We start from the raw sequence: 24,940 nt of genomic DNA, 5'->3' as shown, positions 1-24,940 counted from the left end.
GGCGGAACCGCCGGCCGCGGCAGGCGCGGCCGCAGCGGGTGCGTCGGGCGGTAGCGATGGCGATGAGCGGGGCCGCCCCTCGCTTGGGGTAGCGCCTGCGGGTCGAATGCACAGGCGCCGCCTGTCCGGATCCATGAGTCGCAGAAGAGATATTATGGAACTAATTCTGCCTGGGGCCTAGGCCGCAATAGCTCGCGCACGATCGTGCCAGGCGTTGTAGCGACCCCTTCGTTCGCGCTGAAATTCACAAAAATCCTATTATCGAACAGCGCATTAAATGGACTTCTGAATCTGATGCGGAAACCTTCTCAGGCTTCACACGAGACTGAAGCAGCGCATCGGACCCGCCACTTACGCCTGCGGAGCCACATGAACGTCGGCATGGCCGGGATGAAGGGCGGACTGGAACTGCATGCCGTCAAAGGCTGGAACCACGCCGGACGGCAGCGTCCGTTCCAGCGTCGCGTAGTCAAGGTCCGTGTGCAGGTTGGTCAGGATCGCCCGACGCGGCCGGAGCATGGCCACGTGGTCCAGCGCTTCCTGCAGCGTGAAGTGGGACGGGTGCGGCGTCTCGCGCAGCGCGTCGATGATGAAGACATCGAGATTGTGGAGTCGCGCCAGCGAGTTGTCGGGAAAACCGTTCACGTCGCTGGAATAGGCCACGTCGCCGAAGCGGAAGCCGAAGGAATCGATGTCGCCATGCCGCTGGCGGAATGGCAGGGCCGGGATGGGCCCGCCCGCGCCCTCCACCACGATCTCGCGCCCCTCGCGAAAACGGTGCTCTGTGAGGATGGGCGGATAGGCGCTGCCCGGCGGCGTGGCGAAGCAATAGCCGAAGCGCTGGTGAAGCATGCGGGAGGTATCTTCATCCGCAAAAACATCCACCCGCTTGCGATGCAGGATGGCCAGCGGACGCAGGTCGTCGATGCCGTGGGTATGGTCTGCGTGCTCGTGGGTGTAGAGCACGGCGTCCACATGGGTGACGCCGGCTTCAATCAGCTGCTCGCGCAGGTCGGGCGAAGTATCGACCAGAACGGTGGTTTTCCCGCCCGGCCCAAACCGCTCCACCAGCAGCGAGCAGCGACGCCGGCGGTTGCGCGGATTGGCCGGATCGCAGGCTCCCCATCCCTGCCCCACCCGCGGCACGCCGCCCGAGGATCCGCAGCCCAGGATGGTGAAATTCAGAACCGGCGCGGATTCGCTGGCAGGCGGCATGTCGTTCGACCTCGCTGTGTGGCGGTCGGCCCAGAGGCTCGGGATTCGCCGCGCAGGGTGATCCAAATCGCTCCGGGAGTCACACGGGAAGGCGCGCGCACCCGCGATTCAGGCGCACCGAAAGCCTTGGCCAGCCCGCCGGACGGAAGAATTGCGGCGGCTGACGGTTGAGAAATGGAATGAGGCGCGAGCCTTTTACTGAGTCGTCCCAATGGGATGCGACTCGCGATTCGCGTCAAGCATCAGATGAAAAGTCCGCCGCAACGCGCTTCGGCGAGCCCTGGCGCGACGGCGCCTTGCCGAACATCCCCTGCCCCGCCTCGCGCTGGGTAGCGAGGGGCAGGCGCGGGCAGCGTCGGGAAAATGCTGGAAGGTGGACCGTCTGGCCGACAGGACGGCACACGGGCGCGCGCAGGGATCGCATGCGCTGAGGCGGGGCACGACAGCTTTGGGGCAGATGCGGTGACGCTGACGCGATCCGGCACAAGGATGCGGTGTCAGGCCAATAATGTCACGGGTTTGGTTAAATGGTCGGAGCGAGAGGATTTGAACCTCCGACCCCTAGTCCCCCAGACTAGTGCGCTAACCGGGCTGCGCTACGCTCCGACGTGGAGGGGAGGCTTAGACCATCGATCCGGTGGGAGCAAGCCCCTTGTCCCCCCTTCCCCCACCTCTTCACAGCTGCGCCTGTTTCGGTACTGGAATACACGCATCGCGTGTGAAGCTCGGCCGTGAATATCGGCCAGATTGTGGCGGCGACGCCGAATCACCTTCCTTTCGCCGGCAAATTGGGACACTCCGGCCCCATTCGGCGGCCATTCGGCAATCTTCCTCAACTACACGGAAGATTTACCGGATGAAGATTCGCGTGGTCCTGTCCTGCGCCGCCCTGTCCCTCTCGGCCGGAATGGCCGTCTCGAACACGGCGAAAGCGGACACCTCCACCGGCGTCGCCTCCTACTACTGGCAAGGCCGCAGCACCGCGAGCGGTGAGCGCTTCAACCCTTCCGCCATGACGGCGGCGCACCGGTCCCTCCCGTTCGGGACCAAGGTGCGTGTCACAAACCTCCGCAACGGCCGCAGCGTGGTCGTGCGCATCAATGATCGCGGGCCGTTCGTCCGTGGGCGCGTGATCGACGTGTCCAAGGCCGCCGCCTCGGAGCTGGGCTTCACCGGCTCGGGCGTGACCCGCGTGTCCCTCGCCGTGATGGACTGACCTTCGCGAGGGACCACAGATCGCGAGGCCCGGCAGGTGGAGATGGGATATCGCACCCGCCGGGCCTCGTCGTAACCGAGGCTTGGAAACGCCGGGCCGAAGCGGCCGCATCAAGCGCCCTGCCCTCGGGTATCCTGCCCACAAGTGTCCTGCCCGGCACATGTCCTGCCCGGCACATGTCCTGCCCGGCACATGTCCTGCCCGTATTGCCCGGTCCCGCAGCCCGCCGGCTGCAGCTTCCACCGTCAATCGGCCGGGCGGACATCCTTTCCAGCCAGAACCCCTTCCATCAGCCGGCGGCACTCGCCGAGCTCGTAGAGCGCCGACTGCATGCGGTGCACGTCGTCGCGCGACAGCACCGGGGCGGCCATGGGCGGCTGCCCGGTTACCCGCGGCTCCGAGCGCAGGTGCGGCGGCAGATACTGCTCCGGCGGGCCGGCGCACAGCGGCTCGCGCGGCATGCGCTGCGCCGGGGGTGGCTCCGGCGCATAGGCGGCCTCGGCGCGGGAGGGAGCACCGGGGTCCATCGCCTGCGGCTCGGCCACGGGTTCGGGACGCACCCACGGCGGGGGGCGCCGCGGCGCCGGTGGCTCGGCCACCGGCCGGCCGGCCATGCGCTCCGCCATGCGGCGCTGCTCGTCCTCCGGCATCACCTCATGGGCGAGCGGCGGTTCTTCCTCCAGGATCGGACCGATGAGCGGACCGATGCGGGTGGCGCGGGGCAGCGCCTGGGGGGCGTTCTCGCCCCAGCCCTCGTCCCACGCGCGGCGTGGGTCCTGCTCCACGGCGGCACCGGCCTGCGGACCGGACGGGGTCCGGGCGGGCGCGGCCACCGGGGCGCGGCCGCGGGGGGGCTGCTGCGGTTCGGGCGCAGGATGCCGGGCATAGCCGGGCGGATAAGCCTCGGTCTCCGCGGCGTCCTCGGCTGCCGCAAACCGGGCGGCGGCACGGGCGGCCGGGGCCGGCTCGCGCCACGCATCGTGCGGCGGCGGCGACACGGGTGGGCGGCGCCGCTCCTGCTCCATCATCTCATTCTCCGGATCGTCCGCCGCCAGCAGCGGCTCGGGCGCATGGCGGCCAGGCAGGGAGGCGCCCCGCGGGTGCGGGGCATGGAGCGGCGCGCCATCGCCCGGATGCGGTTCGGGCGCGGCGTGCGGCGAGGGGTGTCGCCGGGCGGGCGGCGGGGCGAACGGGTCCTGCTCCCACGCCGACTCCACCCAGTCCGTCTGTCGCCATTCGCCGTCCTGCAGCAGCCGCTCGCGGGGCGCGCGCGGCGCCGCTGCCACCTCCGGCGCGGGGCGGGCCGGCGGCGCGGGCGGATGCTCGGCGTCCGTCACCGGGCGTCGTGCCCGCGCCGGAATGTATTCCTCTGGCGGGCCGTGCGGCTCGTCCGGTGGCGGCGCGGCGTGGGCCTCGTCCTCATAGGGCCGGGCGGGACGCCGTTCCTGCGCCCGCAGGCGCTGGATGCGCGCCTCGATGGGCTCGGAGACGGCGGGCGCGGCGGAAGGCGTGTCCTCGAAAAACGGCAACAGTGGATCGTCGAGGGTGCCGTGACCTCCCGACACGGGCGCCGCGCCGGGGCGCGCGCCGAGGGATTCGACCCGTGAAGCCGGCCCGCGTGTCGGCCGCTGGGGCGCCAGCACCGGCTCCACCCGCTCGCCGCGCTCCCGTCGCGCCGGACGCGGCTCCTCGGGCCGATGCGCGCGATCCGGCCCGGCATAGGGCTCCGGCCATGCGGGGGCGGGGCTGAAGCCCGCGTCGTCCGCATCCGCGTGGCGGGCGCGGGGGGCAGCCGGCTCGTTCCGCAGCTGCGACGAACGGCGCGCGGGATCGCGATGCCGCCCCCCGTGGAAGGGCTCGTCCTCAGGCGGCGGCGCATCGAACAGCGGCGCGTCGAGACGCCGGTCGTCGAACCGCGGCTCCTGCGGCGCCCGCGGTGCCGGCTCGCGACGGCGCGCCTCGTGGAACGGTTCATCCGCAGGCGGCGCCCGGTCGAAGCGCGGCGCGTCGAAATGCTGGTCCTGCGGCGCGCGGGCCGCCGAGGCCCGACGCCGCCCGTCGTGGAAGAGCTGCTCTTCCTCGGGCGCGGCGCCATCGAACGGCGGCTCCTCGAACCGCGGCTGGTCAAAATGCGGCTGGTCGAAACGCTCTTCCTGCGGCGCGCGCCGCGCCGCCTCGCGCTGGCGGGGTGCCGGGGCAGGTTCCACGCGGGCCGGCGGCTCATCGAGGCGCGGCTCGCGGCGACGCTCCGGTGCCGGCTCGAACACCGGGTCGCGCCGCTCCGGCGGGGTGGCGCGGCCGCGCGCGGCGGAGCGCAACGCCATGGGCGGCTCGTCGGGCTCCTGCTCGAGGTCGCGGTCGGCTTCCGGATCGGGGAAGGGCAGCGGCAGTTCCGCAACCTCGGGCAGATCGGGCAGCTCGGCGTCGTCGCCCGCGCCCCGGGCCTTGGGGCGGCGGCGGGGCAGGAGGCCGAGCAGGCCGCCGAACGTGACGCCCTCCCCCTCCTCGCCGCGCGCCGGCTTGGCGGAGCGCATCACCGCCACCTCGCGCTCGATGCCGAGGTCCTGGACGTAGCGCACGCCCTGGTCCTTCAGGACCCGCTGCGCGCCCTTGATGGTGAAGCCGTCCGTATAGAGCAGGTGGCGGATGCCGCGCAGGAGGTCCACGTCCTCCGGGCGATAGAAGCGGCGCCCGCCGGCCCGCTTCACCGGGCGGATCTGCGGGAACCGCGTCTCCCAGAAGCGCAGCACATGCTGGGGCAATTCGAGGTCGTCGGCGACCTCGCTGATGGTCCGGAAGGCGTCCGGAGCTTTCTCCGTCTCGCGCGCGTCGCCCACCTTCACTCCCGCCTCGTCAGGCCGAATCGCTCATGGCCTCAACGGGAATCATAAGGTTGTTCGCACCGCGCGGGAAGTTCACGCACGGCTCGAACATGCGGCTCGTGCTGGAAAAGTCAGTCCTCGTCCGCGCCGTCGGCGGCGGTGCCGTTGATGCGATGCTTGAGGATGCTCGAAGGCTTGAACACCATGACGCGGCGCGGCTCGATCGGCACTTCCTCGCCGGTCTTCGGATTGCGGCCGACCCGCTCGCCCTTCTCGCGCACGACGAAGGAGCCGAACGAGGAGAGCTTCACCGTCTCGCCCTTGGCGAGGCAGTCGGCGATCTCCTTCAGCACCAGCTCCACGAGCTGCGCGGATTCCGTGCGCGACAGGCCCACCTGCTGATAGACGGCCTCGCACAGATCCGCCCGCGTTACCGTCCGACCAGCCATGTGTCTCCCCGGCCCCAGAAAGATCGCGCAGCCCCGCCGAAACCCTCGGCCGACGGACCTGGTTCCCAAATCGTGATGAATTTTAACAGAGTAGGCTTCAAGAATGTGACGGATACAACGCCGCACTCTCCCCATAGGCCAGCATGCGCCAGGGCAGGATGCAGCGCAACCTAGCTTCCGCCGGCGAGATCGGTCAACGGCTGATGTGCGCTACCAGCGCAGCAGCGCCGATCCCCAGGTGAATCCGCCGCCCATGGCCTCCAGCAGGACAAGATCACCTTTCCTGATGCGGCCGTCCTTCGCCGCCGCGTCGAGCGCGAGCGGGATGGAGGCGGCGGAGGTGTTGCCGTGGCGGTCCACGGTCATCACCACCTTTTCGGGCGCGATGCCGAGCTTCTGGGCGCTGGCGTCGATGATGCGGCGGTTGGCCTGGTGCGGCACGAACCAGTTGATGCTCTCGGCGCTCTCGCCGGTGGCGGCGAAGGCATCCTCGATCACGTCGGTGATCATGCCCACCGCATGCTTGAACACCTCGCGCCCCTCCATCCGCAGATGGCCGACCGTGCCGGTGGAGGACGGCCCGCCGTCCACGAACAGCTTGCCGCGATGGCGCCCGTCCGAGCGCAGGTGCGTGGTGAGGAGGCCGGCGCCGTGCGCCTCGTCCGCCTGCACCGCCTCGAGCACCATGGCGCCTGCGCCGTCGCCGAACAGCACGCAGGTGCCGCGGTCCTCCCAGTCGAGGATCCGCGAGAAGGTCTCGGCGCCGATCACCAGCGCCCGCTCGAACGCGCCGGACTTCAGGTAGGCGTCGGCGGTCGCGAGGGCGAACACGAAGCCGGAGCACACCGCCTGCAGGTCGAAGGCGGTGCCGCGGGTGATGCCGAGCTCGGCCTGGACCGTCACGGCCGTGGCCGGGAAGGTCTGGTCCGGCGTCGCGGTGGCCAGCACGATGAGATCGATGTCGGCGGCGGAGAAGCCGGCGTCGGCCAGCGCGCGCTCGGCCGCCTTCAGCGCCAGCGCCGAGGTGAACTCGCCCTCGGCGGCGATGTGGCGCTGGCGGATGCCGGTGCGCTGCACGATCCACTCGTCCGAGGTGTCGATGCGCCGGGCAAGGTCCTCGTTGGTGAGAACCTGCGCGGGAAGGTAGGACCCGGTGCCCCGGGCGACGGACCTGATTGAGCTCACGATTGCCCTTCCGCCCCCGCGGTCTGGGGCCGGCGTTCCGCGTTGTCCGGCGCCGGTCTGCCCACGAGGCTCTTTTCGATGCGCGCGAGAAGCTCGTGCCGCACCATGTCGTAGGCGAGATCGACCGCGGCGGCGAAGCCCTCCGCGTCGGTCCCGCCGTGGCTCTTGATGACGATGCCGTTGAGGCCGAGGAACACGCCGCCGTTCGACCGGCGCGGATCCATCTTCTCCTTCAGCACCCGGAACGCGTCCCGCGCGAACAGATAGCCGATGCGCGCGCGCAGCGTCCGCCCCATGGCCGCCCGCAGGTAGGAGGCGAGCTGCTTGGCGGTGCCCTCGGCTGTCTTCAGCGCGATGTTGCCGGCAAAGCCCTCGGTCACCACCACGTCCACCGTGCCGGCGCCGATGTCGTTGCCCTCGACGAAGCCGTGGTAGTTCACGCCCACGCCATCCTCGCGCAGGATGCGGGCCGCCTCCTTCACTTCCTCGACGCCCTTGATCTCCTCGACCCCCACGTTGAGCAGGCCGACGGTGGGGCGCTCGAGGTCGAACAGGACGCGGGCCATGGCCGAGCCCATGATGGCCATCTCCACCAGGCTCTTGGCGGTGGCGCCGATGGAGGCGCCCACGTCCAGCACCACGGTCTCGCCGCGCAGGGTCGGCCAGATGGCGGCGATGGCGGGACGGCTGATTCCCGGCATGGTGCGCAGGTTGAAGTTGGCCATGGCCATGAGCGCGCCGGTGTTGCCGGCGGAAACGGCGACGTCCGCGTCGTGGGTCTTCACCGCATCGATGGCGCGCCACATGGACGACTTGTAGCGGCCGCGGCGCAGGGCCTGGCTCGGCTTGTCGTCCATGCCCACGACCACCTCGGTGTGGACCACGCGGGAGGCGGCGGCGAGCTTGGGGTGGCGCTTGAGCACCTCGTTCACCCGCGTCTCGTCGCCATAGAGGAGATAGGCGATGTCCGGGTGGCGCCCGAGCGAGATTTCCGCCCCGGCAAGGACCGTCTCGGGTCCATGGTCGCCGCCCATGGCGTCGAGGGCGATGCGGACGGGTGCGGTCATCTCGGGCGTGTGTCCCTTCGGGTCTCTTGCAGAACGCTTCATGCAGCGCGGCCGGCAGAGCCGGACCAGCGCCGTCGCGGAGCGCGGACAATAGCGTCTCGCGCCCGCATCGCAACCGCCCCGGCGCCGGGGCGCGGCGTCACTTCGGGTCCTTGAGGCGCGACAGCGCGGAGAAGGGCGAAGCTGCCGCAGGGTCTTCCGCGGGCGGTTCGAATACCGCGCCGGGCTTGCGCGGGTATGGATCGACCCCCAGCGCCAGGAACTCGCCCACCAGCGCGCCGGCGTCGATGCGCCCGTCGACGATCTCGTCCGGCGGATCGATCTCGTTCTCCTCGTCCTCGGGATCGGCCGGCGGGGCGGTCCCGGGCGGGGCGAAGAGCACGTCGATCTCCTCGGAGAGCGGCGCGTCGAAGGCTTCCAGCGTCACGCCGCAGGTCTGGCGCACGGTGCCGGCGAGGCGGCCGGTGACGCGCACGCCCTGCGCGCCCTCGGGGGCGAAATGCAGGCGGGCCTTCAGATCCTCCACCGCCAGCACGCCGGCATGGCGGGCCAGTGCGGCGCGAGCCGCGGCGTCGGGCGCAAGCTCGAGGTCGAGGCCGTGGGGTGGCAGCTCGATCACCAAGACGGGGTGGGAATAGGGCAGATCGGTCATTCTCGGGTCTCCCCGCGCGCGGGCTCGGGCCAGGCCAGCTCGCCGCGGGCGAAGCTGTCGCCGGGCGTTCCGGCGAGGCGGGTGGCGGCGGCGCGCACATAGGCGGCGAGCGCCTCGGCGTCGGGAGAGGCCGGCGCATCGTCGGCGGCATAGACGTTGCGCATCAGCGCAGCGGCGAGCACGCCGCCGTCGCCGGCTGCGAGCGCGGAATCATAGGCGGCGGCACGGCCGTAGAAGGCCTCGCCGATCTTCTTCATCTTCTTGGGCACGGAGAGGTCGCCCACGCCCAGCTCGCGCAGGGTGCGGTCCATGTCGGCGGCGAAGGTATCGAAGATCTCCTGCGACATGGCGCGCTCGGTCTCATCGCCATCCTTGAGGCGGTGGCAGGCGAGTACCGTGTGCAGGAGCAGCATCTCGAACCGGCCTTCCAGCGTATCGGGAACACTGAAGTCGGTGTAGAAGTCCGCCCGCCGCGACTGTGCCACGATCGCGCCATACAGGCGCTCAATGGTCGAGCGCGCGGTGGCGCGGGTCTTGGACGAGCGAAACAGGTTGAACATCGCAGATCCGGGGCGAGGCGTTCCAGCAGTGGGTCGGGCAATCGGTCCAGCGGCGTAACGCGCCGCCGGCCTCGTGGCAAGGGGCGGCGTGGCAAGGGGCGGTGTGGCAGGAGGCGGTCCGCGTCGCGGTCGTCCCGGTCCCCTGCCCGCCGGCGCGGCCGACAGCATGCGCAGGCCGGGTTCGGGCTGCCGAACGCCGGATGACGGAACAGATGGGGATGCGTGTGGCGTCACAAGGGATGAAGGACATGCGGAGCGGCAACGCAACCGGCAAGGCCGCGGTGGCGGCGCTCGTCCTCGGGGCGTTCGCGCTCGCCGGGTGCGGCGAGATGGTGACCGGCAGCGGCAGCAGCGTCTCGGGCATCACCCGCACTTATCAACGCGGCTACCAGCTGGCCGATGGCGCGCTGGACCAGATCCCGGTTGGCTCGAGCCAGGAGCAGGTGCTGCTGGTGCTCGGCACGCCCTCCACGGTCGCCACCGTGAACGGCGAGGCCTTCTTCTACATCTCGCAGACGGCGCAGAAGGTGGCCTTCCTGAAGCCGGAGATCACCGAGCAGAAGGTGCTCGCGGTCTATTTCGACAAGAACAAGCGCGTCAGCCGGGTCGCGCAGTATGGCATCAAGGACGGCAAGGTCTTCGACTTCGTCTCCCAGACCACGCCCACCAGCGGCGAGGAGCTGAGCCTCGTCCGCCAGTTGATCGGCCTCGTGACCTTCTGAGCGCGGCCGGCGGGGCATTGCCGCGCCGGCACCTCTCGCGGATCGTCCGGAAGGCCCGGCGCAATGCCGGGCCTAAGGCGTCAGGCCCCCGGCACCGCGCGGGCGATGGCGAGGAAGTCCGACGCCTTCAGGCTGGCGCCGCCCACCAGCGCGCCGTCCACGTTCGGCACCGCCATCAGCACCGCCGCGTTGTCCGGCTTCACCGAGCCGCCGTACAGGATGCGGATGCCCTCCCCCTCCAGGCCGAATCGCTCGATCAGGATGGCGCGGATGGTGCCGTGGATCTGCGCCACGTCCTCGGGCGTGGGCGTGCGGCCGGTGCCGATGGCCCAGACCGGCTCGTAGGCGATGACCATGTTGGCGGCGGTGCAGCCCTCGGGCACCGATTCCCGCACCTGCCGCGTCACCACCTCCACCGCCTCGCCGGCGTCGCGCTCTTCCGCCGTCTCGCCGACGCAGACGATCGGGACGAGGTTGCCGGTCCAGGCCGCGTGCACCTTGCTCATCACCACCGCGTCGCTCTCGGACAGGTTGGTGCGCCGCTCGGAGTGGCCGACGATGACGGCTTCCGCACCGGCATCCTTCAGCATCTCGGCGGAAATGCCGCCGGTGTGGGCGCCGCCCGGCCGGGGATGGCAGTTCTGACCGCCGAGCATCACCGGCGTGCCGGCGAGGCGTTCGCCGGCCGGAATGAGGAGGGTCGCGGGCGGGCAGACGAGCAGGTCGGCGCGCGCCTGCAGGGCGGCGTCATAGCCGGCGGCCATGGCGTCGATCTCGGCAAGGGAGCATTTCAGCCCGTTCATCTTCCAGTTGCCGGCGATCAGGACACGGCGCGACACGGCCATTGAACAACACTCCTCTCTCAAGCTGGGCCCGGCTCTAGCAGACCACTTTCGCGGCAAAAAGGCATCAAGATGCGGCGTTGCGGGAGCTGGACCGCCTCACTATCATGCGCCGCTTTCGCGCCGGACACGGCCAAAACGAGAACGAACCGTCGCATGGTACTTCAGACCCTCCGCAAGGGCGCTTCCGGCTGGATCGCCAAGATCTTCCTCGTGGTGCTCACGCTCTCCTTCCTGGTGTGGGGCATTGCCGACGTGTTCCGCGGCATGGGCGCCACCAGCGTCGCGAGCGTCGGCTCAACCGAGATCTCGGCCGATGCGTTCCGCCGCCAGTACCTCGACCAGCTGCAGAACATCAGCCGCCGCGCCGGCCGGGCGATCACGCCCGACCAGGCGCGCGCCTTCGGTCTCGACCGGCAGATCCTCAACCAGATGATCGCCGACGCGACGCTGGACGAGCAGGCGCGCCGGCTCGACCTCGCCGTCTCCGACGCGCAGATCGCCAAGCAGATCGCCGATGACCCGAACCTGCGCCCGCCCGGCGCCGCGAGCTTCGATCCGGCCTATTTCCAGCAGCTGCTGCGCTCCAACGGCCTGACCGAGCAGCGCTATGTGGCCAGCGAGAAGCAGCGCGCCGTGCGCGACCAGCTGCTGCAGTCGCTGGGCGCGGGCGTCGCCGTCCCGCAGGTGCTGGTGGATGCGGTGACCCGGTTCGAGGGCGAGGCCCGCACCGCTTCCTACGTGCGCGTCACCCCGGCCGCCGCCGGCGCCCTGCCCGCCCCCACGGATGAGCAGCTGCGCGCCTATTTCGACGCCCACAAGGTGACGTTCCGCGCCCCCGAGTTCCGCAAGGTGTCGGCGCTGGCGCTGACCCCCGCCACCATCGCCGCCTCCGAGACCGTGCCCGACGAGGAGGCCAAGGCCGACTACGAGCGCAACCTGTCTCGCTTCGGCCAGCCGGAGCAGCGCGAGGTGCAGCAGATCGTGTTCGCCAGCGTCACCGATGCCATGGAGGCCGACGCGAAGATCAAGGCCGGCGCCACCTTCGCCGACATCGCCGCCGCCCGCGGCCTGACCGCCGCCGACACCGATCTCGGCCTCGTCGCCCGCTCGGCGATTCTCGACCCGAAGATCGCCACGGCCGCCTTCTCCTTGCCCGACGGTGGCGTGAGCGGGCCGGTGGACGGCCGCTTCGGCACGGCGCTGGTGCATGTGGCGCGCGTCGTCCCCGGCCGGCAGGCGCCGTTCGAGGTGGTGAAGCCGCAGATCGTCGCCGACCTGAAGCTGGAGAAGGCCAAGCGCGCCCTGCTCGACATGCACGACAAGGTGGAGGACGAGCGCGCCTCCGGCTCGACCCTCGCGGAAACCGCGCAGAAGCTGAGCCTGAAGCTGCAGGTGATCGACGCCGTGGACCGCTCCGGCCGCAATCCGGACGGCCAGACGGTGGACGTTCCCGGCGGCTCCGACGTGATCGCCGGCGCCTTCGCCGCCCAGCCGGGCGTGGAGACCGACACCGTGCAGCTGCCGCAGAACGGTGGCTTCGTCTGGTACGAGACCAACGCCATCACCCCCGCCCGCGACCGCACCTTCGAGGAGGCGCGCGCCGCCGTCACCACCCGCTGGACCGAGGCGGAGACGGAGAAGGCGGTGGAGGCCAAGGCCACCGCCCTGCTCGACAAGGCGAAGGCCGGCACGCCGCTGGCCCAGGTGGCCGCCGAGGCCGACCTGCCGATCCAGATCGCCGAGAACCTGCGCCGCGGCCGGGCCGAGGGCCCGTTCAGCGCCGAGAGCGTCGCCAGCGTGTTCGACGTGAAGGAAGGCGGCTTCGGCATCGCCCTCGCCGCCACCGAGCCGGACCGCATCGTGTTCGAGGTGACGAAGGTGCTGGTGCCCCCGCCGGCCGCCGACAACGCCCGCGTGGTGGCCGAGCTGTCGCGCCAGCTGCAGAACGACGTGCTGATCCAGTATCTCGCCGCGATCCAGAAGGAGATCGGCGTGAAGGTGAACGACCGTCTCTTCGCCCAGGCCGTGGGCGCGGGCGCGGCGAACTGAGGCGGGAGAGGCACGTGAACGCTCCCACCGATTTCGATCTGTTCGCCGCGCGCTACCTGAAGGGCGAGGCGCAGGTGGTCTCCACCACGCTGGTCGCCGACCTGGAGACGCCCGTTTCCGCCTTCCTGAAGCTCGCCGGCGACACGCCCAACGCCTTCCTGCTGGAATCGGTGGAAGGCGGGCAGGCGCGCGGGCGCTATTCCATGATCGGCCTGGAGCCGGACCTGATCTTCCGCGCCACCGGTCCGGTGGCCGAGATCAACCGCACCCCCGCTACCGACAAGGACGCGTTCGAGCCCTGCGCCGCCCCGCCGCTTCAGGCGCTCCGGGCGCTCTTGGCCGAATCCGCCATCGACCTGCCGGAGGGCGCCCCGCCCATGGCGGCCGGCGTGTTCGGATACCTCGGCTACGACATGGTGCGGCAGATGGAGAAGCTGGCCCCGGCCAAGCCCGATCCCATCGGCGTGCCCGAGGCCCTGCTCATCCGCCCCACCCTGATGGTGGTGTTCGACGCGGTGAAGGACGAGCTGACCGCCGTCACCCCGGTTCGCCCGCGCGAGGGTGTCTCCCCGCGCGCCGCGTTCGAGGCGGCGCTGGAGCGGCTCGACACCGTGGTGGCGGGCCTCGAGCGGGCCATCGCCCACCCGGCGCCCGAGCCGTTCCACGGCGCGGTGGAGCAGGTCTCCAACACCCGGCCGGAAGAGTTCCGCGCCATGGTGGACGCGGCGAAGGAATACATCCGCGCCGGCGACATCTTCCAGGTGGTGCTGTCCCAGCGGTTCGAGAGCGCCTTCACCCTGCCCTCGTTCGCGCTCTACCGGGCGCTGCGCCGGGTGAACCCCGCGCCGTTCCTGGTGTACCTCAACTTCGACGGCTTCTCGGTGGTGTGCTCGTCCCCCGAGATCCTGGTGCGGCTGCGCGACGGCAAGGTCACCATCCGCCCCATCGCCGGCACCCGCAAGCGCGGCGCCACCCACGCCGAGGACGAGGCTCTGGCGCAGGAGCTGCTCGCGGACGCCAAGGAGCGGGCCGAGCATCTCATGCTGCTCGACCTCGGCCGCAACGACACCGGCCGCGTCTCGCAGATGGGCACGGTGAAGGTCACCGATTCCTTCTTCATCGAGCGCTACAGCCAGGTGATGCACATCGTCTCCAACGTGGAAGGCACGCTGGATCCGCGCTTCGACGCACTGGACGCGCTGGCGGCGGGCTTCCCCGCCGGCACGGTCTCCGGCGCGCCCAAGGTGCGGGCGATGCAGATCATCGACGAGCTGGAGAAGGACAAGCGCGGCATCTATGCCGGCGCCATCGGCTATTTCGGCGCCAACGGCGAGATGGACACCTGCATCGTGCTGCGCACCGCCATCGTCAAGGACGGGCGGATGTATGTGCAGGCCGGCGCCGGCATCGTCTATGACAGCGTGCCGGAGAGCGAGCAGCAGGAATGCGTGAACAAGGCCAAGGCCCTGTTCCGCGCCGGCGAGGAAGCCGTCCGCTTCGCCGCCCGCGCCGGCAAGGGGCAGTGAGGTGAAGGTGGTGGACGTGATCCGGCATGAGCGATGGTGAAGCCGCCCGGCTGATCGCCCGGCCGTGCCCGGCCGGAGCGGGGTGGCATTGACCCCGCGCCATTCCTCGCCTTAACACCCGCCAGACCCGCCCGTTCCGGGGTGCGCGGGTTCCGGAGCCTCAAGATGTCCGCCACCGAAGGAACTGCCGCAGACCCGCATTCCCCCCGGGTCACGCTGATCGATAATTACGACAGCTTCACCTACAACCTCGTCCATTACCTGGGCGAGCTCGGCGCCACCGTCACGGTCCACCGCAACGACACCGTGAGCGTCGAGGACGTGCTGGCCGAGAAGCCGGACGCCATCGTGCTCTCCCCCGGTCCCTGCACCCCCAACGAGGCCGGCATCTGCCTCGATCTGATCGCCAAGGCAGGGGACAAGGTGCCGATCTTCGGGGTCTGCCTCGGCCACCAGTCCATCGGGCAGGTGTTCGGCGGCGACGTGGTGCGCGCGCCCACCCCCATGCACGGCAAGATGAGCGAGATCCACCACGCCGGCAAAAGCGTGTTCCGCGGCCTCAACCATTCCTTCCAGGCGACGCGCTACCATTCGCTGATCGTCGAGCGCGGCACCCTGCCGGATCAGCTGGAGGTGACGGCCGAGACGGCGGACGGGCTCATCATGGGCCTCGCCCACAAGACCCTGCCCATCCACGGGGTGCAGTTCCACCCGGAGAGCATCGCCTCGGAGAACGGGCACGCGCTCCTGCGCAACTTCCTTCAGATCGCCGCCGACTTCAACGCAGCCAAGGCGAAGGCCTGAGGCGCGACCGGCTCACACATGGCCCCGGCGGCAGCGAAGGCGCGGCCGGGCAATGGAGAAAGGCCCGGCGGCCGCGCTGGGAACGAGACATGGACCAGTTCAAACCGCTCATCGGCAAGGTGGCGACGGGGGCAAGCCTCTCCCGCGACGAGGCCGCTCTGGTGTTCGACCGCATGATGTCCGGCGAGGCCACCCCCTCGCAGATGGGCGCGCTGCTCATGGGGCTGCGCGTGCGCGGGGAGACGGTGGAGGAGATCGCCGGCGCGGTCTCCGTCATGCGCTCCAAGATGCTGCCCGTGGAGGCGCCCGACGAGGCGGTGGACGTGGTGGGCACAGGCGGCGATGCGTCGGGCTCCTACAACATCTCCTCCTGCGCCTCCTTCATCGTCGCCGGCGCCGGCGTGCCGGTGGCCAAGCACGGCAACCGGGCGCTTTCCTCCAGGTCCGGCGCGGCGGACGTGCTGGCGGCGCTGGGCGTGCGGATCGATCTCGATCCGGCCGGCATCTCCCGCTGCATCGCCGAGGCCGGCATCGGCTTCATGTTCGCGCCGTCCCACCATCCGGCCATGAAGCACGTGGGGCCGACGCGCGTGGAGCTCGGCACCCGCACCATCTTCAACCTGCTCGGCCCGCTCTCCAATCCGGCGGGCGTGACGCGGCAGATGGTGGGCGTGTTCGCCAAGTCCTGGATCGTGCCGCTGGCGGAGGTGCTCAAGACCCTCGGCTCGCGCAAGGCGTTCGTGGTGCACGGCGCCGACGGGCTGGACGAGATCACCATCTGCGGCGCCACCGACATCGCCATGCTGGAGGACGGGCGCATCCACACCTTCACCGTCACGCCGGAGGACGTGGGCCTCAAGGTCCATCCCACCGACGCGCTGAAGGGCGGCGATGCGGCTTACAATGCGACCGCCCTGCGCGCCGTGCTGGACGGGGCCGAGGGAGCCTATCGCGACGTGTCGATCTTCAATGCCGCCGCTGCGCTGGTGGTCGCCGACCGGGCGAAGGACCTGAAGGAGGGCGTGGAGATGGCCCGTGCCAGCCTCGACACCGGTTCGGCCCGCGCGCGGCTGGAGCATCTGGTGGCGGTCTCCGCCAAGGTGGCGCCGGAGGTGGCCCAATGAGCGACATCCTGACCCGCATCGAGGCCTACAAGCGCGAGGAGATCGCCGCCGCCAAGCGCGCCCGCCCGCTGGCGCAGGTGGAGGCCGCGGCCCGCTGCGCCCCGCGCGTGCGCCCGTTCGCCGGCGCCATCGACCAGAGCCTCGCGGAAGGCCGCACGGCGCTGATCGCCGAGATCAAGAAGGCGAGCCCCTCCAAGGGCCTCATCCGCGCCGATTTCGATCCGCCCGCGCTGGCCCGCGCCTATGAGCGCGGCGGCGCCACCTGCCTCTCGGTGCTCACCGACACGCCCTCGTTCCAGGGCTCGCCGGACTTTCTGAAGTCCGCCCGCGCGGCGGTGAGTCTGCCGGTGCTGCGCAAGGACTTCATGTACGACACCTACCAGGTGGCGGAGGCCCGCGCCTGGGGGGCTGACTGCATCCTCATCATCATGGCCGGGGTGGACGACGCGCTTGCCCGCGACCTTGCGGACGCCGCCGCCGCCCATGGCATGGACGCCATCGTCGAGGTGCATGACGCCGCCGAGCTGGACCGCGCGCTGGCCCTGCCCTGCCGGCTCATCGGCATCAACAACCGCAACCTGCGCACCTTCGAGACCACGCTCGAGACCTGCGAGCGCCTCGCCCCCCGCGTGCCGAAGGACCGCATCGTCATCGGCGAGAGCGGCATCTTCACCACGGCGGACGTCGCCCGGCTGGCCGGGGTCGGCATCGGCACCATCCTCGTGGGCGAGAGCCTGATGCGGCAGAGTGATGTCGCATCCGCCACGTCCCAGCTCCTTGCGACCTAGGCTTGCCGTATAGGTCAACTTCGTCCTTAATGCCTCCACGGCCCGCGAGAGCACGCCACGCCCCGGACTGATTGTCCCGCAGCCAGTCCGGGCGCTGCGATCTCTCCAAGCGAGAGGCCGGAGATATGGGAGGAGTTGATGGTGGTGAACTTCGTGAAGCGTGTTGCCCTGGGTCTCGTCGGCGCCGCCTGCCTGGCCGCCCCGGCGCTGGCGGCCGATCCGACCGGCCTGTGGCAGACCCCCTCGCGCGGCGGTCAGGTGGAGATTTCCAAGTGCGGCGCCAGCCTGTGCGGCCGCCTCATCTCCTCCGAAGGCCTGAAGGCGGACCCTGCCCTGAAGGATGTCAACAATTCCAACGCCGGCCTACGTGACCGTCCGCTGAAGAACCTCACCATCCTCACCGGCTTCTCCGGCGGCCCGAAGGAATGGACCGGTGGCAGCATCTACAATGCCGAGGACGGCAAGACCTATTCCGGCTCGATCACGCTCGACGGCGACAGCACCCTGAAGCTGCGCGGCTGCGTGGTCGCGCCCCTGTGCAAGACCCAGACCTGGACGCGCCTGCGCTGACCCTCCGGCCCGCACCGGGGAGTGGCCGCCCGGGAGCCAAGCCTCCCGGGCACCAGCCGGAGCGCGCACGGAGCGCGGGCGGATGCGGTGAAGCGTCCCCACCCCTCCAGCGCGGTGGACATGGCCGGCGCGCGGCGCCATCTTCCCGGCTCCGACGACTCTTCCGGGGCCTCTTCGCGCGCCATGGCCAACCTGACCCACATCGACGAGCAGGGCGCCGCCCGCATGGTGGACGTGTCCGACAAGGCCGCCACGGTGCGCGAGGCGCTGGCCGAGGGCATGATCGCCATGGCGCCCGAGACGCTGGAGCTCATCCTGTCCGGCAATGCCAAGAAGGGTGACGTGCTGGGCGCGGCCCGCCTCGCCGGCATCATGGCCGCCAAGCGCACCCATGAGCTCATTCCCCTCTGCCACCCGCTGATGCTCACCAAGGTGGAAGTGGAGATCGAGCCGGCCCCCGCCCTGCCCGGCCTCAGGATCGCGGCGCGGGTGAAGACGAGCGGACAGACCGGGGTGGAGATGGAGGCGCTCACCGCCGTCTCCGTCGCCTGCCTCACCATCTACGACATGGCCAAGGCGGCCGACCGCACCATGCGCATCGAGGGCATCCGCCTGCTGGAGAAATCCGGCGGCCGCAGCGGCGATTATCGCGCCGGACCCGCCGCCGGCTAAGCCGCGGCCATCACCACAAGACCAGCCACGGGGAGACGGCGGCAATGGCGCTGATGAGCGTCGAGGAGGCGAGCAGCCTCATCACCGAGGGCGTCCTGGCGCTCGGCGTGGAGGAGGTGCCGGTGGCGCAGGCCGCCGGCCGGGTGCTGGCGCGCGACCTGCCCGCCCGGCGCACCCAGCCCCCCGCCGACATGTCCGCCATGGACGGCTACGCCGTGCGCGCGCCCGACATCGCCGCCACTCCCGCCACCCTGCGCGTCATCGGCGAATCGGCGGCCGGCCGGCCGTTTGCCGGAGCGGTCGGGCCCGGCGAGGCGGTGCGCATCTTCACCGGCGCGGTGGTGCCGCCCGGCGCCGACACGGTGGTGATTCAGGAAAACACCGCGCGCGAGGGCGATGTCGTCACCACCACAGCTCCCACGGCGGCCCTGCGCAACGTGCGCCGCACGGGATGTGATTTCTCCGCCGGCACGCCGGGCCTCACCGCCGGACGGCGCCTGACCAGCCGCGATATCATGCTGGCTGCGGCCATGGACCATGCGACCGTGCCGGTGGCCCGCCGGCCCCGCGTCGCGCTGCTGCAGACCGGGGACGAGCTGGTGCTGCCGGGGCAGGGCTCGGGCAGCGACAGCGAGATCGTCGTCTCCAACGCCTTCGGCCTCGCGGCGCTGGCGCGGCAGGCGGGGGCGGAGGTCGAGGACCTCGGCCTTATCCGTGACGATCTTTCCGCCATCCGCGCGGTGGTGGCACGGGCGCTTTCCGGGGCGTTCGATCTGGTGGTCTCCTCCGGTGGCGCCTCCGTGGGCGACCATGACCTGGTCGGCCCGGCCCTGCGCGCGGAAGGGGTCGACCTCAGCGTCCACAAGATCGCGCTACGTCCCGGCAAGCCGTTGATGTTCGGGCACAGGGGCGCGGTGCGGGTGCTGGGCCTGCCGGGCAATCCGGTGTCCTCCCACGTCTGCGCCATGGTGTTCCTCGTGCCGCTGGTGCGAGCGCTGCAGGGTGATTCCGCGCCGGGCCCGCGCACCCTGCCCGCCCGTCTGGCGGTGGACGTGCCGGCCAACGACTGGCGGCGCGATTTCGTCCGCGTGCGGCTCGATCGCGATGTTTCCGGCGCGCTCGTCGCCACGCCCTTCCCCTCGCAGGACAGCGCCATGCTGAGCGTGCTTGCCGCTGCCGATGGCCTGCTGATGCGCCCGCCGCAGGCGCCTGCCGGGAAGGCCGGCGACCCGTGCGAGATCATTCCCTTCGACGACTGAGGCGATCTTAACTGTGCGTTCACCCCTTGCGGAACACAAAAGGAACAGATAAAGACTGTTCATGATTTGTTTCGCGCCGCGGCCGGCGCCGGCAGGGGGCATGAGATGCTGACGCGCAAGCAATATGATCTGCTTCGCTTCATCCATGAGCGGCTGAAGGAAACCGGCGTTCCCCCTTCCTTCGACGAGATGAAGGAGGCGCTGGATCTGCGGTCCAAATCCGGCATCCACCGCCTTATCACGGCGCTTGAAGAGCGCGGTTTCATCCGTCGCCTGCCCAATCGCGCCCGCGCGCTGGAAGTGGTGCGCCTGCCGGACAGCGTCGCCCCTGGCCTTGGCGCGGCGCGCGCTTCCAATCGGGGCTTCTCGCCTTCGGTCATCGAGGGCAGCCTCGGCAAGGTCCGCCCCGCAGCGGAGGATGACGAGGCCGGGCCCGTCGTCACCGTTCCGGTCATGGGCCGCATCGCCGCCGGCTCCCCCATCTCCGCCATCCAGTCGCGCAGCCACACCCTCAACATCCCGCCCGAGATGCTCGGCAATGGCGAGCATTTCGCCTTGGAGGTGCGCGGCGACAGCATGATCGAGGCCGGCATCCTCGATGGCGACACGGTGCTGATCCGCAAATGCGATTCCGCCGACACCGGCGACATCGTGGTGGCGCTGGTGGACGACGAGGAAGCCACCCTCAAGCGCCTGCGCAAGAAGGGCGCCTCCATCGCCCTGGAAGCCGCCAACCCGGCTTATGAAACCCGGATCTTCGGTCCCGACCGGGTGCGCATCCAGGGCCGGCTCGTCGGGCTGATGCGACGCTATTGAGTTTCGATCTCCTGCCGTTGAAGCGGCGGGCGGGCGAGACGGGGTGAGAGGCGTCGCGTGCCATGCTCAACGGGGCGCGTCCTGTCGGAAGCGCCTCTCACCCCTCCCCCCTATTCACATGAGTCTGCGTTCAGCCCTGTCCGTCCGGTTGCGGAGGAGAACGCATGCGCGGCCATCTGCAGTGGATCGGTGCCGGCCTTGCACTGCCGGTGCTGCTCATCCGGGTGCTGGTCACCGTCGTATCCGCCGCCCTTGGAGGTGCGGTCGGTGGCAGGGGCTCCTTAGGTCCGTTCTTGGGTTCAGGGTGCCCGGGCGTCGGTCTCCGATGGCGTGTCGGTCGCCGGGGAAGGCTCGTCCGGTTCCGGGGGAAGACGCGGCATCCAGGGGCGTTGCGTTGCGGGTCGGCGGGTCGGCTCCATGTGCCATGCCCCGTCGCGATGGTGGAGGGCGACGGTGCCGGTGCGCGACAGGGTTTCCGGGGTGAACACGCGCGCCGGGCACTCACGTGGGGGCGGGTCGCGGGTCACCACTACCGTGGCCTCGAGGCAATCGGCCTCCAGCCCCTCGGCGCGGCGCGAGATGGCAATGGTGCCGCCGCCCGGAAGGGGGGCCGTGCAGCCGAGCGGGTCGCAGGTGAAAAGCGCCTGCAGGCCGGCATCGGCTGCCCGGCGGCGGTCGCCCTCCCGCGTCAGCCATTGCTCCGCCGTCAGGCGCTGGGCCCGCGCGTCGAGAATGGAGAGCCGCCCGTCCGGGCCGCGCACGGCGACGGTCCGGGCATCCGGCGCCACCAGCACGTCGGGCCGTGGCGCCGGGCCAGACACGGCGAGGGCGAGGGCCGCGGGTACCAGCGCTGCGGCCGACAGCAGCCCGCGCAGCAGGCACAGGCACAGCAGGGCGAGGCTCATCAGGGCCAGTGCCGGAGCGCTCACGAGATCGGCGCGCAGGTCCGCCCCCGGCAGGGCGGCGACGCGATCGGAGACGGCGACCATGATGTCGATGCCCTTGCCCATGACCGGCCAGGCCACGTGGTCCCAGCCGAACGGGATCAGCAGCACCCCGATGAGCCCGAACGGCATGACGAGGAAGGACACCGCCGGCATGGCGGCGAGGTTGGCGAGCAGCCCGTAGGGCGCGAGCCGCTGGAAGTGGTAGATGCCATAAGGTGCGGTCGCCAGTCCCGCGACCAGCGATGTGAGCGCGGTCCCTCCCGCCAGCACCAGCAGCCACACCGCCCCATGTCCCAGCCACCCGTCGGGCCGCGGCAGCGCGCGCAGCGGGCGCAACCGTTCATAGGCGGCGATCAGCGCGAGGGTCGCGGCGAACGACATCTGCGTTCCGGGGTCCAGGACCGCCTCCGGCGTTGCGGCGAGCACCACCACGGCAGCGACGCCGACGGTGCGCAATGTCAGCGCCGGGCGGTTCATCAGGATGCCGGCCAGCACCAGGGCGGTCATGACGAACGAGCGCTGGGCCGGCACGTCGTTGCCCGACAGCACGAGGTAGGCGGCGCTCCCCAGCATGGCCACCAGCGCGGCGGCGGACTTGATGGGAAAGCCCAGCGCCAGTGCCGGCACCAGCGCCAGGGCGCCGCGCATGCCGGCGAACAGCGTTCCGGCCACGAGCGCCATGTGCAGGCCGGAGATGGACAGGATGTGGGTGAGGCCGGAGACCCGCATGCTCTCCTCGACCTGCGGAGCGATGGCGGAGCGGTCACCGGCGACCAGCGCCACCGCGATCTCGGCAGTCTGGCCGCCGAGCACGGCGCGGATCCGCCGCGCGAGCGCATCGCGCGCCGCGTCCACTGCCATGGCGACGCGGACCGAGAACGGCGGCTCCCCGGCGGTCGTCGGCTTCGGACGGCCGAGGCCGTAGCCGACGCCGCCGATCCCCGCGAACCAGGGCGCCCGGCCGAAATCGTGCGCCCCCGGCATGGCGGGGCCGAGCGGCGGCAGCAACTGGGCGAGCTGGCTGACGTGCGTGCCCACCTGCGGCGCCCAGCCGCGCCGCAGCGTCAGGCGGACACGCGCGGGGACCGGATCGAGCCCCCGCACCGGGCCGGGATCGAGCCGCAGCACGATGCGATCGCCGGACACGCGATGCTCCACCCGTTCCACGTATCCCGAGAGCCGCACGGGGGTCCGGGGCGGTTCGGCGATCTCGTGGCGGACCAAGGCGGTGCGCACGGTGCCGGTGGCGAAGCCGCCGGCCACGGCCGAAAGCGCGATGAGGACACGGAACGCTGCTGGCCGCGCTCGCAGCGCCATGGCGCCGCCCGCCAATGCTGCCACCAGCAGCAGGGTGGCGAACAGCGATGGTTCCTGCGCCGCGCCGAAATAGAGCAGGATGCCGAGCGCAAAGCCCACCGGCAGCCACAGCACGAGCCGTCCGGAATCCAGTTCTGCCCGCAGGTCAGCGCCCAGCCGCGCCGCGATCGCTGCGCCGAGGCGGGAGAGACCGAGCGGCGCGGTCCGGATGGCGACGGCGCGCGCGCCGGCAACGGCCGCGCGAGCCCGCGCCCGGGCGCCTTCCGCCGGTTTCCCCCACGCCATGCCCGTCCCCGCTCCGGGCAGCCGGCGCCACTCCGCCTGCCCGGGCCGCCCGCGCGCCGCCCCATGCGGGCGCGCCATGTTCCTTGTGCCGGACGCCTATGCTACACGGGCGCCGTCCAAGTGCCACGCCGTGCCGCGGCACGGCCCGCGGCCCTGGCCATCCCGCGTCCGCGCTGCTCCGCCGCCGTGTCCGCCCCCGCGGATCGTGCCTGTTCGAGTACCCCCATTTTCGAGCGCCCCCATGTCGCAGATCGTCACCCGCTTCGCCCCCTCGCCCACCGGCTTCCTGCATATCGGCGGCGCGCGCACGGCCCTGTTCAACTGGCTCTATGCCCGCCACACCGGCGGCAAGATGCTGCTGCGCATCGAGGATACCGACCGCCAGCGCTCCACCACCGAGGCCATCGACGCGATCCTGGAGGGCCTGTCCTGGCTCGGCATCACCTGGGACGGCGATCCGATCTACCAGTTCGCCCGGGCCGACCGGCACCGCGCCGCCGTTGAGGACATGCTGGCCCGGGGCAACGCCTATCGCTGCTATGCGACGCCGGAGGAGCTCGACGAGATGCGCGAGCTGGCCCGCAAGGAGGGCCGCCCGCCGCGCTATGACGGCCGCTGGCGCGACCGCGATCCCTCCGAGGCGCCGAAGGACCGCGCCCCGGTCATTCGCCTGCGCGCCCCGCAGGACGGCGAGACCGTGATCGAGGACATGGTGCAGGGCACCGTCACCTTCCCCAACAAGGACCTCGACGACCTGGTCCTGCTGCGCTCCGACGGCACCCCCACCTACATGCTGGCGGTGGTGGTGGACGACCACGACATGGGCGTCACCCACGTGATCCGCGGCGACGACCATCTCACCAACGCGGCGCGCCAGACCCAGATCTACCGCGCGCTCGGCTGGGACGTGCCGCGCATGGCCCACATCCCGCTCATCCACGGGCCGGACGGCGCGAAGCTTTCCAAGCGCCATGGGGCGCTGGGCGTGGATGCGTATCGCGACATGGGCTACCTGCCGGCGGCGCTGCGCAACTATCTGGTGCGCCTCGGCTGGAGCCACGGCGACCAGGAGGTGTTCTCCACCGAGGAGATGGTCGAGTTCTTCGATCTCGACCGGGTGGGCCGGTCCGCCGCCCGGTTCGATTTCCAGAAGCTGGAGAACCTCAACGGCCAGTATCTGCGGGCAGCGAGCGACGCCGACCTGCTCGTGGCCATCGATGCGCTGGTGCCGCATTTGCCGGACGCCGGGCGCCGGCTCGCGCGGATGACGCCGGAGCGTCGCGCCCAGCTCGCCGCCGCCATGCCGGGCCTGAAGGAGCGGGCCAAGACGCTGGTGGAACTGCTGGACAACGCCGACTTCATCTTCATGGAGCGGCCGCTGGCGCTGGACGACAAGGCCGCGGCGCTGCTCACGCCCGAGGCGCGGGCCCACCTCGCCCGGCTGCTGCCGGCGCTGGAGGCGGCCGAATGGACCGCGGCCGCCACCGAGGCGGCGGTGCGTGCCTATGCCGAGGCGCAGGGCGTCAAGCTCGGCGCGGTGGCCCAGCCGCTGCGCGCCGCGCTGACCGGCAAGGCCACGTCCCCGCCCATCTTCGACGTGCTGACGGTGCTCGGCCGGGAGGAAAGCCTCGGCCGGCTGAAGGATCAGGCGGGATGAGCTCGGGGCCTCGGCCTCCTCCGCGGCCTCCTGCCGGCGAACCGGCGACCCTCGAGCTCGACCTCAGGGGGCTGAAGTGCCCCCTGCCCGCCCTGCGTACCCGCAAGGCCCTCGCCGCCGCGCGCCCCGGCACCCGGCTGGTGGTGACCTGCACCGACCCCATGGCGGTGATCGACATTCCCCATCTCGCCCACGAGACCGGGGCGCGCCTTGAAGACAAGGTGATCGCGCCGGGGCTTCTCACGTTCGTGCTGCGCAAGCCGGACTGACCGCGCGGCGCGGTACCGGCGCGGAACCGGACCGCGTCGTGATCGGCGCGGGGAGCGTAGGGCTCCGCCCGCTCAACGTGTGACGCTGTCCGCGCGTGCATGACACTTCGGAGCGCTCAAGCGG

The 24,940-nt window shown here is 71.0% G+C and carries 21 protein-coding genes, 1 tRNA gene and 1 pseudogene; 13 read left to right on the top strand and 10 right to left on the bottom strand.

What is annotated here, in order from left to right; all coding sequences use genetic code 11:
• Window positions 1–351 precede the first annotated feature (351 nt).
• Window positions 352–1,215, bottom strand: a complete 864-nt coding sequence (locus V5F49_RS00350) for an MBL fold metallo-hydrolase (RefSeq protein WP_394116508.1) — start codon at window positions 1,213–1,215, stop codon at window positions 352–354.
• A gap of 528 nt (window positions 1,216–1,743) precedes the next feature.
• Window positions 1,744–1,821 (bottom strand) — tRNA-Pro (locus V5F49_RS00345).
• A gap of 250 nt (window positions 1,822–2,071) precedes the next feature.
• Between V5F49_RS00345 and V5F49_RS00340 the strand changes: the two genes are divergently transcribed.
• Complete coding sequence (locus V5F49_RS00340) at window positions 2,072–2,431, top strand: septal ring lytic transglycosylase RlpA family protein (protein ID WP_394116509.1); 360 nt, start codon at window positions 2,072–2,074, stop codon at window positions 2,429–2,431.
• A gap of 2,560 nt (window positions 2,432–4,991) precedes the next feature.
• Here V5F49_RS00340 and V5F49_RS00335 read toward each other — a convergent pair.
• The 6 genes and pseudogenes from V5F49_RS00335 to V5F49_RS00310 form a co-directional block, all read right to left on the bottom strand.
• Window positions 4,992–5,268 (bottom strand): annotated as a pseudogene (locus V5F49_RS00335) (MerR family transcriptional regulator); the annotation flags it as partial.
• A 116-nt stretch (window positions 5,269–5,384) separates the two neighbouring features.
• A complete protein-coding gene (locus V5F49_RS00330; protein WP_394116511.1) occupies window positions 5,385–5,702 on the bottom strand; it encodes an integration host factor subunit alpha in 318 nt (105 codons plus the stop codon).
• Between the two features lie 210 nt (window positions 5,703–5,912).
• On the bottom strand, window positions 5,913–6,887 hold the full coding sequence (locus tag V5F49_RS00325; RefSeq protein WP_394116512.1) for a beta-ketoacyl-ACP synthase III: 975 nt from the start codon (window positions 6,885–6,887) through the stop codon (window positions 5,913–5,915).
• Window positions 6,884–7,954, bottom strand: coding sequence for a phosphate acyltransferase PlsX (gene plsX / locus V5F49_RS00320; protein ID WP_394116513.1), 1,071 nt, complete (start codon window positions 7,952–7,954; stop codon window positions 6,884–6,886). The genes V5F49_RS00325 and plsX overlap by 4 nt, the downstream gene beginning before the upstream one ends.
• Before the next feature lie 139 nt (window positions 7,955–8,093).
• Window positions 8,094–8,606: a YceD family protein gene (locus tag V5F49_RS00315; protein ID WP_394116514.1), complete on the bottom strand. Its 513-nt coding sequence runs from the start codon at window positions 8,604–8,606 to the stop codon at window positions 8,094–8,096.
• Entirely contained in the window at window positions 8,603–9,166 is a 564-nt protein-coding gene (locus V5F49_RS00310) for a ubiquinol-cytochrome C chaperone family protein (RefSeq protein ID WP_394116515.1), read from the bottom strand. Before V5F49_RS00310 ends, V5F49_RS00315 begins: the two co-directional genes overlap by 4 nt.
• A 248-nt stretch (window positions 9,167–9,414) precedes the next feature.
• Between V5F49_RS00310 and V5F49_RS00305 the strand changes: the two genes are divergently transcribed.
• Window positions 9,415–9,888 carry an outer membrane protein assembly factor BamE gene (locus V5F49_RS00305; protein WP_394116516.1) on the top strand — a complete coding sequence of 158 codons (474 nt, stop codon included), beginning with the start codon at window positions 9,415–9,417 and terminating at the stop codon, window positions 9,886–9,888.
• Between the two features lie 80 nt (window positions 9,889–9,968).
• On the opposite strand, the gene tpiA is transcribed toward V5F49_RS00305, so the two are convergent.
• Window positions 9,969–10,733 (bottom strand): triose-phosphate isomerase, encoded by a 765-nt coding sequence (gene tpiA, locus V5F49_RS00300; protein WP_394116517.1) that lies wholly within the window; start codon window positions 10,731–10,733, stop codon window positions 9,969–9,971.
• Between the two features lie 153 nt (window positions 10,734–10,886).
• On the opposite strand from tpiA, the gene V5F49_RS00295 reads away from it, so the two are divergent.
• The 9 genes from V5F49_RS00295 to lexA all read left to right on the top strand — a co-directional run bounded on the left by V5F49_RS00295 (window position 10,887) and on the right by lexA (window position 20,341).
• Window positions 10,887–12,782: a peptidylprolyl isomerase gene (locus V5F49_RS00295; RefSeq protein ID WP_394116518.1), complete on the top strand. Its 1,896-nt coding sequence runs from the start codon at window positions 10,887–10,889 to the stop codon at window positions 12,780–12,782.
• A 14-nt stretch (window positions 12,783–12,796) separates the two neighbouring features.
• A complete protein-coding gene (trpE, locus tag V5F49_RS00290) occupies window positions 12,797–14,308 on the top strand; it encodes an anthranilate synthase component I (protein ID WP_394116519.1) in 1,512 nt (503 codons plus the stop codon).
• 165 nt (window positions 14,309–14,473) lie between these two features.
• Complete coding sequence (locus V5F49_RS00285) at window positions 14,474–15,112, top strand: anthranilate synthase component II (protein WP_394116520.1); 639 nt, start codon at window positions 14,474–14,476, stop codon at window positions 15,110–15,112.
• Window positions 15,113–15,201: 89 nt separating this feature from the next.
• Complete coding sequence (gene trpD, locus V5F49_RS00280; protein WP_394116521.1) at window positions 15,202–16,236, top strand: anthranilate phosphoribosyltransferase; 1,035 nt, start codon at window positions 15,202–15,204, stop codon at window positions 16,234–16,236.
• Entirely contained in the window at window positions 16,233–17,024 is a 792-nt protein-coding gene (gene trpC, locus V5F49_RS00275) for an indole-3-glycerol phosphate synthase TrpC (protein ID WP_394116522.1), read from the top strand. Before trpD ends, trpC begins: the two co-directional genes overlap by 4 nt.
• Before the next feature lie 138 nt (window positions 17,025–17,162).
• Window positions 17,163–17,594 (top strand): DUF2147 domain-containing protein, encoded by a 432-nt coding sequence (locus V5F49_RS00270; RefSeq protein WP_394116523.1) that lies wholly within the window; start codon window positions 17,163–17,165, stop codon window positions 17,592–17,594.
• 183 nt (window positions 17,595–17,777) lie between these two features.
• Window positions 17,778–18,266, top strand: a complete 489-nt coding sequence (gene moaC, locus V5F49_RS00265) for a cyclic pyranopterin monophosphate synthase MoaC (RefSeq protein ID WP_394116672.1) — start codon at window positions 17,778–17,780, stop codon at window positions 18,264–18,266.
• A gap of 44 nt (window positions 18,267–18,310) precedes the next feature.
• The gene (locus V5F49_RS00260) at window positions 18,311–19,525 is read left to right on the top strand and encodes a molybdopterin molybdotransferase MoeA (protein ID WP_394116524.1); all 1,215 of its coding nucleotides are present in this window, start codon (window positions 18,311–18,313) and stop codon (window positions 19,523–19,525) included.
• Window positions 19,526–19,630: 105 nt separating this feature from the next.
• The gene (lexA, locus tag V5F49_RS00255; protein ID WP_394116525.1) at window positions 19,631–20,341 is read left to right on the top strand and encodes a transcriptional repressor LexA; all 711 of its coding nucleotides are present in this window, start codon (window positions 19,631–19,633) and stop codon (window positions 20,339–20,341) included.
• Between the two features lie 299 nt (window positions 20,342–20,640).
• Here the strand turns inward: lexA and V5F49_RS00250 are convergent, their stop codons facing one another.
• Window positions 20,641–22,890, bottom strand: a complete 2,250-nt coding sequence (locus V5F49_RS00250; protein ID WP_394116526.1) for a ComEC/Rec2 family competence protein — start codon at window positions 22,888–22,890, stop codon at window positions 20,641–20,643.
• Between the two features lie 241 nt (window positions 22,891–23,131).
• Between V5F49_RS00250 and gltX the strand changes: the two genes are divergently transcribed.
• Together gltX and V5F49_RS00240 are read left to right on the top strand one after the other, a co-directional pair.
• Window positions 23,132–24,547 carry a glutamate--tRNA ligase gene (gene gltX / locus V5F49_RS00245; protein ID WP_394116527.1) on the top strand — a complete coding sequence of 472 codons (1,416 nt, stop codon included), beginning with the start codon at window positions 23,132–23,134 and terminating at the stop codon, window positions 24,545–24,547.
• A complete protein-coding gene (locus V5F49_RS00240; RefSeq protein WP_394116528.1) occupies window positions 24,544–24,816 on the top strand; it encodes a sulfurtransferase TusA family protein in 273 nt (90 codons plus the stop codon). The genes gltX and V5F49_RS00240 overlap by 4 nt, the downstream gene beginning before the upstream one ends.
• The last annotated feature ends 124 nt before the right edge of the window (window positions 24,817–24,940 follow it).

Source organism: Xanthobacter lutulentifluminis, from assembly GCF_043194675.2.
Taxonomy (GTDB): Bacteria; Pseudomonadota; Alphaproteobacteria; order Rhizobiales; family Xanthobacteraceae; genus Xanthobacter.
Note: the sequence above shows the minus strand (reverse complement) of the source record. Positions and strands in the feature narration are given on the sequence as shown.

Excerpts from the sequence above, each read along its gene's own strand:
- V5F49_RS00260 (WP_394116524.1), top strand. The coding sequence starts at position 18,311 with ATGGCGCTGATGAGCGTCGAGGAGGCGAGCAGCCTCATCACCGAGGGC.
- V5F49_RS00340 (WP_394116509.1), top strand. The coding sequence starts at position 2,072 with ATGAAGATTCGCGTGGTCCTGTCCTGCGCCGCCCTGTCCCTCTCGGCC.
- V5F49_RS00295 (WP_394116518.1), top strand. The coding sequence starts at position 10,887 with ATGGTACTTCAGACCCTCCGCAAGGGCGCTTCCGGCTGGATCGCCAAG.
- V5F49_RS00350 (WP_394116508.1), bottom strand. The coding sequence starts at position 1,215 with ATGCCGCCTGCCAGCGAATCCGCGCCGGTTCTGAATTTCACCATCCTG.
- tpiA (WP_394116517.1), bottom strand. The coding sequence starts at position 10,733 with ATGGCCGTGTCGCGCCGTGTCCTGATCGCCGGCAACTGGAAGATGAAC.
- lexA (WP_394116525.1), top strand. The coding sequence starts at position 19,631 with ATGCTGACGCGCAAGCAATATGATCTGCTTCGCTTCATCCATGAGCGG.
- V5F49_RS00315 (WP_394116514.1), bottom strand. The coding sequence starts at position 8,606 with ATGACCGATCTGCCCTATTCCCACCCCGTCTTGGTGATCGAGCTGCCA.
- V5F49_RS00305 (WP_394116516.1), top strand. The coding sequence starts at position 9,415 with ATGCGGAGCGGCAACGCAACCGGCAAGGCCGCGGTGGCGGCGCTCGTC.
- V5F49_RS00310 (WP_394116515.1), bottom strand. The coding sequence starts at position 9,166 with ATGTTCAACCTGTTTCGCTCGTCCAAGACCCGCGCCACCGCGCGCTCG.
- trpC (WP_394116522.1), top strand. The coding sequence starts at position 16,233 with ATGAGCGACATCCTGACCCGCATCGAGGCCTACAAGCGCGAGGAGATC.
- gltX (WP_394116527.1), top strand. The coding sequence starts at position 23,132 with ATGTCGCAGATCGTCACCCGCTTCGCCCCCTCGCCCACCGGCTTCCTG.
- moaC (WP_394116672.1), top strand. The coding sequence starts at position 17,778 with ATGGCCAACCTGACCCACATCGACGAGCAGGGCGCCGCCCGCATGGTG.
- trpD (WP_394116521.1), top strand. The coding sequence starts at position 15,202 with ATGGACCAGTTCAAACCGCTCATCGGCAAGGTGGCGACGGGGGCAAGC.
- V5F49_RS00285 (WP_394116520.1), top strand. The coding sequence starts at position 14,474 with ATGTCCGCCACCGAAGGAACTGCCGCAGACCCGCATTCCCCCCGGGTC.
- V5F49_RS00330 (WP_394116511.1), bottom strand. The coding sequence starts at position 5,702 with ATGGCTGGTCGGACGGTAACGCGGGCGGATCTGTGCGAGGCCGTCTAT.
- V5F49_RS00270 (WP_394116523.1), top strand. The coding sequence starts at position 17,163 with ATGGTGGTGAACTTCGTGAAGCGTGTTGCCCTGGGTCTCGTCGGCGCC.
- V5F49_RS00240 (WP_394116528.1), top strand. The coding sequence starts at position 24,544 with ATGAGCTCGGGGCCTCGGCCTCCTCCGCGGCCTCCTGCCGGCGAACCG.
- V5F49_RS00250 (WP_394116526.1), bottom strand. The coding sequence starts at position 22,890 with ATGGCGTGGGGGAAACCGGCGGAAGGCGCCCGGGCGCGGGCTCGCGCG.
- plsX (WP_394116513.1), bottom strand. The coding sequence starts at position 7,954 with ATGACCGCACCCGTCCGCATCGCCCTCGACGCCATGGGCGGCGACCAT.